Genomic DNA, 1,424 nt, shown 5'->3' on the forward strand with positions numbered 1-1,424 from the left:
TAATGCCGTTCAGTTAAGGTTCTTTCTGAGGAACCGGACAGCATAACGAGCAGGACGGGACTTGACGGCCCGATCGCATTTGCAATCGGGCCGTTTTACATTGATGAGCAGCTTGAGGTGCTCGCGAAGTCGCTTGAGGACGGCGGGCAGCTTGGCGAAGGCAGGTGTGCGCGCAGCCCACATCATCTCGTGCTGGATCAGATGGAACGAGCGAACGAAGCTCAGTTCGGTCGGTTCGCACTTGGCTTCAAAGGCCGCGCAGGCCATTTCTCGACGAATCAGGTTGTAGGCGATCAAGGCGCCCCAAATCTCCTGATAGATACCCTCGACGGTTCGGCTGCGTAGTGTCAGTTCGCTACCCAGCATGGACTGCTTCAGTTCGCGGTAGCTGGTTTCAATCTGCCAGCGCCGCTCGTAGCAAGCAACCAGGTCGGCCAACTTGAAGCGGCGCCGATCGGTCAAGGACGTCAGCAGTACGCGCTCGCGCCCCCGTGCATCCTGAGTGCGGATCGCTCGCGCCGTCCACCACTCCGGCAGATCGGGGCATTTCTGCCGAGCCTGAGGCGACACGCGCATGCGCACCAGTGCATCCTCCGGTTTGCCGGACAGCACCTCCCAACGCGTATTGGACTTTGCCGGAATGAGGAAGTGGCGATTGCGTTCGCCCGAGCTCAGGCCGCACAGGATCTCGGCTGCCAGGAAGCCTTTGTCGAAGACCGTGAGCGAATGGTCGGGAATCTGCGCCAGCAGATTCTTGGCGTAGATCATCTCGTTGGTGTCGTAGCGGCCAAACGCGATGTTCGCCACCAGATGCGTCGGGATCGAGGTCAGCGTGACGGCACGCACCTGCGGGTAGCTGGCCACCTTACCGCTGGCGTAGCTTTGGGCCCCGAAATGTTCCCGATTCGCGGCACTGTCCGGCGTGCGTAGCGTGGTGCCATCCATGGCCCATAGACTGAGGCCTTTGAATCCATGGCGAGCAGCGTCCTGTTTGCACCACGCCTGCGCGGTTTGCTCGAACAACCAAGCTATCGGGGCTTGGCCCAGGCGCTGCCGGGCTTGGGTAACGGCGCTCTTGCTGACGAAGGTAGCCTCGTTGGGCAGCACCAGTTCCAGGCTGTCCACCACTTCGCTGACCGACCAATGGCGATAGATCGCCAGCGCAATCACCAGCCAAACCACCTGTTCGGCGGGCAAACGACGGCGACGAATGCTCGCCGTGCCGGTCGCTTCGACGGCTTGCTCGATCCAGGCATGCGGCAGATGCTCCGCCAACCGGCTCAGGTCGGTTGGGCCGGCATCCAGCATGAAGGTCAGGTGGTCGGTCAGCATCGCGCCGAAAAGTTAACATCTCAGCGCAACGTTTACAACCACTCCTTCCACAAAACAAAAATGCCCTTCGGTCGCTTAACTGAACGGCATTA

Annotated in this window: 1 protein-coding gene; it reads right to left on the bottom strand. The window is 60.5% G+C overall.

Features of this window, described 5'->3' with window-relative positions; all coding sequences use genetic code 11:
* Positions 1 to 9: 9 nt before the first annotated feature.
* Entirely contained in the window at positions 10 to 1,332 is a 1,323-nt protein-coding gene (locus J8I33_RS34205; RefSeq protein ID WP_209939996.1) for an IS4 family transposase, read from the bottom strand.
* Positions 1,333 to 1,424: the final 92 nt, after the last annotated feature.

This window comes from Burkholderia sp. AcTa6-5 (assembly GCF_017815075.1).
Classification (GTDB): Bacteria; Pseudomonadota; Gammaproteobacteria; order Burkholderiales; family Burkholderiaceae; genus Burkholderia; species Burkholderia sola.